Consider the following 6,476-nt stretch of genomic DNA (forward strand, 5'->3'; position numbering starts at 1 on the left):
AGGGCTCAGCCGATCCACACCGTGGTGACGTTGCAGAACTCCCGGATCCCGTGCCCGGACAGCTCCCGCCCGAACCCGGAGCGCTTGACCCCGCCGAACGGCAGCGCCGGGTGGGAGGCCGTCATCCCGTTGAAGAACACCCCGCCGGCCTGGATATCCCGGACGAAGCGCTCCCGCTCCGCCTCGTCGGTGGTCCAGACGTTGGCGCTGAGCCCGAACGGGGTGTCGTTGGCGACCGCCACCGCCTCGTCCAGGTCGGCCACCCGGTAGACGGTGGCGACCGGGCCGAAGGTCTCCTCCTGGTGGATCCGCATCGCCGGGGTGATGCCGGTCAGCACCGTCGGCTCGTAGAACCAGCCGGTGTCCCAGCCCTCCGGGCGCCCGCCGCCGCACTCCACCCGGGCGCCGCGGGTGCGGGCGTCCTCGACCAGCTCCTCCAGGTCGTCCCGGCCCTGGCGGCTGGCCAACGGGCCGACGTCGGTGGCCTCGTCCATCGGGTCGCCGACCTTCAGCGCGCTCATCGCCGCGGTGAAGGCGGCGGTGAAGCGGTCGTACACGTCGGTGTGCACGATGAAGCGCTTGGCGGCGATGCAGGACTGGCCGTTGTTCTGCACCCGGGCCCGGACGGCGGTGCGCACCGCGGCGTCCAGGTCGGCGCTCGGCAGCACGACGAACGGGTCGCTGCCGCCCAGCTCCAGGACGGCCTTCTTCACCTCGTCCGCGGCGGCGGCCGCGACCGCCCGCCCGGCCGGCTCGCTGCCGGTGAGGGTGACGGCGGCGACCCGGCGGTCCCGGACCACCCCCTCCACCTCGCCCGATCCGATCAGCAGGGTCTGGAAGCAGCCCTCCGGGAAGCCGGCCCGCCGGAACAGCTCCTCGATCGCCAGCGCGGTGCGCGGCACGTTGGACGCGTGCTTCAGCAGGCCGACGTTGCCCGCCATCAGGGCCGGCGCGGCGAACCGGACCACCTGCCAGAACGGGAAGTTCCACGGCATCACGGCCAGCACCGGGCCGAGCGGACGGTAGCGGACGTAGGCGCGGGCGGCGCCGGAGTCGGCGACGTCGGCCGGGGCCGGGTGCTCGTCGGCGAGCAGCGCCTCGGCGTTGTCCGCGTACCAGTGCATCGCCTTCGCGCACTTGGCGGCCTCGGCGCGGGCGGCGGCCAGCGGTTTGCCCATCTCCTCGGTCATGGTGCGGGCGACCGCCTCCTGGTCCCGCTCCAGCAGGTCGGCGGCGCGGTGCAGCAGTTCGGCGCGGGCGGCGAACGAGGTGCCGCGGTAGCCGTGGAAGGCGGCCTCGGCGCGGGCCAGCCGCCGCTCGACGCCGGCCGCGTCGAGCGCTTCGAAGGTCTGGACGGTCTCGCCGGTCGCGGGGTTGACGCTGGCGATGGGCATGCGGGGCTCCCAGGAGGGGTGAGGATCCGGTGGATCTGCCCTCACACCCTCCCCGACCGCCCGGCTCCGGGCACGCCACCGCGCGCCCGGCGTGTCCCGGCGGGCGCGCGGCCGGGCACGCTCACTCCGGCAGCGACTCCACCCGGGCCGCCGCCTCCCGGGCGCGGGCCCCGGCCCTGGTCCGGGCGGCGGTCACCTGCCGGTTGGGGAAGCGGTGCAGGTACTCGGCCTCCAGCTCCCCGGTGCGCAGCGTGTGCCGCTTCAGCGCCTCCTCCGAGCCGTACAGGAAGGTCTCGTGGCGCGTGCGGTGGAGCTGCTCCAGCTCGTGCAGCAGCGTGTCGTTGCCCAGGGCGTGCGGGGAGATGCCCGCGGGCCGGATGTGCGGGTCGTCGGCGTGCCGCATCGGTGCCTCCTCGGCGAAGTCCCCTCCTCCAGGGTGCCCGCGGAGCGCCGTCGGTGCACCCGTTCATCAGCGCGCGGATCATAGGATGAATCCTTCACGACCTCCCAGGACCACCCGCTACAGCTCGGACAGATCGCACATGCCGCTTCCCAAGGCCGAACTCCACCTGCACATCGAAGGCACCCTGGAGCCCGAACTCGCCTTCGCGCTCGCCGCCCGCAACGGCGTCGAGCTGCCGTACGCCGACACCGAGGCGCTGCGCGAGGCGTACTCCTTCAGCGACCTCCAGTCCTTCCTGGACCTCTACTACGCGCTGATGGCCGTGCTGCGCACCGAGGACGACTTCGCCGACCTCGCCGACGCCTACCTGGCGCGGGCGGCCGAGCAGGGCGTCCGCCACGCGGAGATCTTCTTCGACCCGCAGGCGCACACCGCGCGCGGGGTGCCGCTGGGCGTGGTGGTGGACGGGCTGACCCGGGCGCTGGAGCGCGGCGAGGAGCGGTACGGCATCAGCACCCAGCTGATCATGTGCTTCCTGCGGGACGAGTCCGCCGAGTCCGCGCTGGAGACCTTCGAGGCCGCCCGCCCCTACTTCGACCGGATCGCCGGCATCGGCCTGGACTCCGCCGAGGTCGGCCACCCGCCGGTGAAGTTCCGCGAGGTGTACCGCCGGGCCGCCGAGGCCGGGCTGCGCCGGGTCGCCCACGCGGGTGAGGAGGGCCCGGCCTCGTACGTCACCGAGGCGCTGGACGTCCTCGGCGTGGAGCGGATCGACCACGGGTTGCGCTGCCTGGAGGACGGCGAGCTGGTCGCCCGGCTGGTCCGCGAGCAGATCCCGCTGACCCTCTGCCCGCTCTCCAACGTCCGGCTGCGCTGCGTCGACACCCTCGCCGACCACCCGCTGCGGGAGATGCTGGAGGCCGGCCTGCTGGTCACCGTCAACTCCGACGACCCGGCGTACTTCGGCGGGTACGTGGAGGACAACTTCCGCGCCGTGCGCGAAGCCCTCGCCCTCGACCGGGAGGCCATGCGGCTGCTGGCCGCCAACTCCTTCCGCGCCTCGTTCATCAGCGAGCGGCGCCGGGCGGAACTCCTCGCCGAGGTGGAGGCGTACGCCTTCTGATCCTCTTGGCGCGGCGGCCCCGCGCGGCAGCGCGTCGGCCCGTCACCCGTCCAGGGGCGACGGGCCTACGCGCTCGTAGTGGAGCAGGGTGACGCCGTTGGTGAAGCGGTGGGTGTCCTTCAGGGCGAGTCGGCCGGGCGGAAGAACAGGGTGCCGCGGCCGAGCACGACGGGGTGGACGTAGAGGCGGAACTCGTCGACGAGGTCCTGGGCGAGGAAGGACTCGGCCAGGTTCGCGCCGCTGAGGGAGAGGTCCCCGCCGGGGCCGGCGGTGAGGGCGGCCACCGTCTCGGGGGTGACCTCGCGGACGACGGTGGTGTCCCAGTCGGCGCGGTCCAGGGTGCGGGAGAAGACGGTCTTCGGCATCGCGCGCCAGATGCCCGCGAACTCGACCATCGGGGCGTCGGCGTCCGGATTTTGGTCGGCGGTCGGCCAGAAGGAGGCCATCAGCTCGTGCGTCACCCGGCCGGAGACGAAACCACCCATACGGGCGAGTTCCCGGTTGAAGTGGGTGTGCACCTCGTCGTCGACCAGGTGCCAGCCGAGGTCGTGGTCCGGGCCCTCGAAGTAGCCGTCGACCGAGAGGGACACGAAGAGGACGATCCTGCGGCGCATGGCACCCACCGGGAGGACGGTCCGCCGCCCTCCCCGCGGAACGGGAGGGCGGCGGACGGCGATCAGATCAGGGTGCTCCAGTAGTACCAGAACCGGTTGAGGATCAGCAGCGCGATCACCGCGTACCCCAGGGCCGGGACGACCCAGTGGTAGCGGGCCGCCTCCCGCACGGCCACCCGCAGCCGCGGGCCCACCGGGATCACGCCCGAGCGCAGGTTGTGCAGCGTGGTGTACCAGAACAGCGGGATCACCGCGGCCCACACCACCATGCAGTACGGGCACAGCGCGCCGATCCGGTACAGCGCCTGGTACATCAGCCAGGTCACGAAGCCGATCCCGAACACCGTCCCGGCCTGCAGGCCGAGCCAGAACCAGCGCCGGTGGGCGGCCCCGGCGAGCAGTCCCGCGCCGATCGCCGTCAGCGCGCCGAAGGCGACCAGCCCGATCAGCGGGTTGGGGAAGCCGAAGGCCTCCGCCTGGTCGCTGCGCATGATCGAACCGCAGCTGATGATCGGGTTGATGTTGCAGTTCGGGACGTAGGACGGGTCCTCCAGCAGCCGGATCTTGTCCAGGGTGAGGACCGCCGAGGCGAACAGGCCGACCGCGCCGCCGATCAGCAGCAGCCAGGCGAACGGGCGGCTCGCGCCGAAACCGGGCCGCACCGCGGGGGAGCCGGCCGTCATCCGGTCACCTGCTTGACCATCGCGGTGAACTGCTCGGGCGAGACGGCCTTGCCGTTGCTCAGGACGTCCAGCTTCTTCCCGTCCAGCTTGACGGTCGGCGTGCCGGTGACGTCGCTCTTGTTGAACTCCTCGTTGACCTTGGCGGCCCACGGGGCGTAGGTGCCGTCCTGGACGGCCTTCACGAAGCCGTCGGTCTTCAGGCCGGGTACCTGGCCGGCCAGGTCCAGGAGGTGGTTGACGTCGCCGAAGGCGTCGCTGCGCTCGTCCGGCTGGTTGGCGTACAGCACGTCGTGGAAGGCCTTGAACTTGTCCACGCCCTCGTTCAGCGCGGCGCCGGCGGCGGCCAGCGCGGTGCGCGAGCCCTTGCCGCCGAGGTTGTCGTCCAGGAACGTCGCCAGGTGGTACTCGACCTTGTACGTGCCGTCGTCGGCGAGCTGCTGGATCGCCTTGCCGGTGGTGGTCTCCAGCTGCTCGCAGTACGGGCAGCGGAAGTCCTCGTAGACCTCCAGGGTGTGCGGGGCGTCGGCCTTGCCGTAGGTGACCACGGTGCCGTTGCCACCGCCCGCGTTGGCCGGGACGACCAGCGGGCCGCTCGCGGCGTTCGAACCGGAGCCGGAGGCGCCGCCGACGGCGAAGGCCACGCCCGCCGCGAGGGCGAGCACGGCGGCGGAGACGCCGCCGACCACCACCCGGCGGCGGACGCGCTCGGAGCGCTCGGCCTGGGCGCGGGCGGCGCGCATGCGGTCGGTGGCGGAGGACTTCCGGGCGGTCCTGCGGGTGTTGCTCATGGGTGTCGTCCTGTGCTCTCGGGCGTACGGGAGGGCGCGCGCGGCCCGGTCGGGGCCCGCGCGAGGGGAGAGAGACAGCCGGCCGAGCGGTACCGGGCGGGAGGCCCGCGGCTCAGACGGCCAGGGCGAACACCGGCGGACCACGCCGGACGGCCGGACGGACGACGACGTCCTCGGCGGGGACCAGCACGCGGCTGGCCCGGGGGAACGGCACCCGCGCCGGCGGACGGGCCGGCAGCGGGGCGGCCAGCAGCCGCAGCCAGCGGGCGGCGGCCGGCAGGTGGCGCTGCAGGAACTCGCCGAGCATCCGGACGGCGCCGGCCAGGCAGCACAGCGCGGCGTCCGCGCGGCGCAGCCAGTAGGCACCGGACAGTGCGATCACCGTGTGCAGCAGCAGCAGGAGCAGCAGCACGCCGGTCCGCGCCGGGACGCCGTGGCCGAGCAGGAAGCCGCCGAGCGAGCCGCCGCCGCAAAGCAGCGGCTGCAGGCCGTGCCCGGCACCGGGCGGCAGCGAGGGACAGCTGCTCTGGGCCAGGTCGAACAGCGCGCCGGCGCCCAGCTCCAGCGGGAGGAACACCGCCGCGACCGCCGGGAAGCCGCGCTCGCGGCCCACCAGAGCGAAGGCCACCGCGAACACGGCGGCCCCGGCCAGCAGCATCGGAGCGACCGGCAGCGCGCGGCCGGTGACCAGCACCTGGCCCAGCCCGGCGAGCAGCACGACCAGCGCGGCGAAGACCGCCGCGCGGAGCGTCCTGGTGACCGGGCCGATGTCCATGGGACCCGAGTCTGCCACAGGTTGAAACTGGAACGTTCTGTCGGGCGGTGTGCTGTGAAGAGCCTCACCACCCGTACTGAGCTGGGCTTATCCGGCGCTTACGGGTTTGTCGTCGGCGGCGTTCACCCGGGCCTCGACCAGTTCCCGGAAGTGCTCCAGGTCCTCGCGCACCGCCCGCTCGATCGCCCCGGCCTGGGCGAAACCGCGCGGCCCGCCGAACTCCCGGTGCACCGCCTCCGGGTCGTACTCCACCCGGATCTGCACCCGGGTGTGCCGGGCGTCCAGCGGCCGCAGGGCGAAGGCGCCGCGCAGCCGGAGCGAGTCCAGGGTCCGCCACGCCATCACCCTGCCCCGGCCGCGGTCGGTGATCTCGGCGTCGACCGCGCGCTCGGCGCCGGCGACCTCCACCCCGAGGTGGGCGAGGTTCCGGCCGTGCGGGTGGGCGCTGCGGACGCCGTCGACGAACCGGGGGTACTCGTGCACCCGGTGCAGTTGCTCCCAGGCGGCGAGGACGGGGGCGGCGATGTCGATCTGTTCCTCGAGGGTGCTCATGGGGTGGGGACCTCCCTTGGGTCCAGCGTGCGCCTTGGGGGGGTGGGGGGCAATGGGGGGTCTTCGGGGGTGGGTGGGCTTTCGGGAGGGTGGGGGGCCGGGGGGGGGGGGGGTGCTGCCGGTGGGGGTTGTGGGGGCGCGCGG

At 73.6% G+C, this 6,476-nt stretch carries 8 protein-coding genes; 1 reads left to right on the plus strand and 7 read right to left on the minus strand.

Annotated elements, in window-relative coordinates:
• Window positions 1-5 precede the first annotated feature (5 nt).
• Window positions 6-1,394 carry an NADP-dependent succinic semialdehyde dehydrogenase gene (locus ACIQI7_RS06255; protein ID WP_401105649.1) on the minus strand — a complete coding sequence of 463 codons (1,389 nt, stop codon included), beginning with the start codon at window positions 1,392-1,394 and terminating at the stop codon, window positions 6-8.
• Window positions 1,395-1,515: 121 nt separating this feature from the next.
• Entirely contained in the window at window positions 1,516-1,797 is a 282-nt protein-coding gene (locus ACIQI7_RS06260; protein ID WP_360339450.1) for a DUF6158 family protein, read from the minus strand.
• A gap of 139 nt (window positions 1,798-1,936) precedes the next feature.
• On the opposite strand from ACIQI7_RS06260, the gene ACIQI7_RS06265 reads away from it, so the two are divergent.
• Window positions 1,937-2,920, plus strand: coding sequence for an adenosine deaminase (locus ACIQI7_RS06265; protein ID WP_401105651.1), 984 nt, complete (start codon window positions 1,937-1,939; stop codon window positions 2,918-2,920).
• A 119-nt stretch (window positions 2,921-3,039) separates the two neighbouring features.
• Here ACIQI7_RS06265 and ACIQI7_RS06270 read toward each other — a convergent pair whose 3' ends face one another.
• From ACIQI7_RS06270 to ACIQI7_RS06290, 5 genes are all read right to left on the minus strand, one after another.
• On the minus strand, window positions 3,040-3,534 hold the full coding sequence (locus ACIQI7_RS06270) for a dihydrofolate reductase family protein (RefSeq protein WP_401105697.1): 495 nt from the start codon (window positions 3,532-3,534) through the stop codon (window positions 3,040-3,042).
• A gap of 62 nt (window positions 3,535-3,596) precedes the next feature.
• Window positions 3,597-4,217, minus strand: coding sequence for a vitamin K epoxide reductase family protein (locus ACIQI7_RS06275; protein WP_401105652.1), 621 nt, complete (start codon window positions 4,215-4,217; stop codon window positions 3,597-3,599).
• Window positions 4,214-5,005 (minus strand): DsbA family protein, encoded by a 792-nt coding sequence (locus ACIQI7_RS06280; protein ID WP_401105654.1) that lies wholly within the window; start codon window positions 5,003-5,005, stop codon window positions 4,214-4,216. Before ACIQI7_RS06280 ends, ACIQI7_RS06275 begins: the two co-directional genes overlap by 4 nt.
• Window positions 5,006-5,117: 112 nt before the next feature.
• A complete protein-coding gene (locus ACIQI7_RS06285; protein WP_401105656.1) occupies window positions 5,118-5,780 on the minus strand; it encodes a hypothetical protein in 663 nt (220 codons plus the stop codon).
• A gap of 87 nt (window positions 5,781-5,867) precedes the next feature.
• Window positions 5,868-6,332, minus strand: coding sequence for an SRPBCC family protein (locus ACIQI7_RS06290; RefSeq protein WP_387751897.1), 465 nt, complete (start codon window positions 6,330-6,332; stop codon window positions 5,868-5,870).
• Window positions 6,333-6,476: the final 144 nt, after the last annotated feature.

It is taken from the genome of Kitasatospora sp. NPDC092039 (assembly GCF_044756065.1).
Lineage (GTDB): Bacteria > Actinomycetota > Actinomycetes > Streptomycetales > Streptomycetaceae > Kitasatospora.

Coding starts and splice junctions, on each gene's coding strand:
- ACIQI7_RS06255 (WP_401105649.1), bottom strand. CDS start 1,394: ATGCCCATCGCCAGCGTCAACCCCGCGACCGGCGAGACCGTCCAGACC.
- ACIQI7_RS06260 (WP_360339450.1), bottom strand. CDS start 1,797: ATGCGGCACGCCGACGACCCGCACATCCGGCCCGCGGGCATCTCCCCG.
- ACIQI7_RS06265 (WP_401105651.1), top strand. CDS start 1,937: ATGCCGCTTCCCAAGGCCGAACTCCACCTGCACATCGAAGGCACCCTG.
- ACIQI7_RS06270 (WP_401105697.1), bottom strand. CDS start 3,534: ATGCGCCGCAGGATCGTCCTCTTCGTGTCCCTCTCGGTCGACGGCTAC.
- ACIQI7_RS06275 (WP_401105652.1), bottom strand. CDS start 4,217: ATGACGGCCGGCTCCCCCGCGGTGCGGCCCGGTTTCGGCGCGAGCCGC.
- ACIQI7_RS06280 (WP_401105654.1), bottom strand. CDS start 5,005: ATGAGCAACACCCGCAGGACCGCCCGGAAGTCCTCCGCCACCGACCGC.
- ACIQI7_RS06285 (WP_401105656.1), bottom strand. CDS start 5,780: ATGGACATCGGCCCGGTCACCAGGACGCTCCGCGCGGCGGTCTTCGCC.
- ACIQI7_RS06290 (WP_387751897.1), bottom strand. CDS start 6,332: ATGAGCACCCTCGAGGAACAGATCGACATCGCCGCCCCCGTCCTCGCC.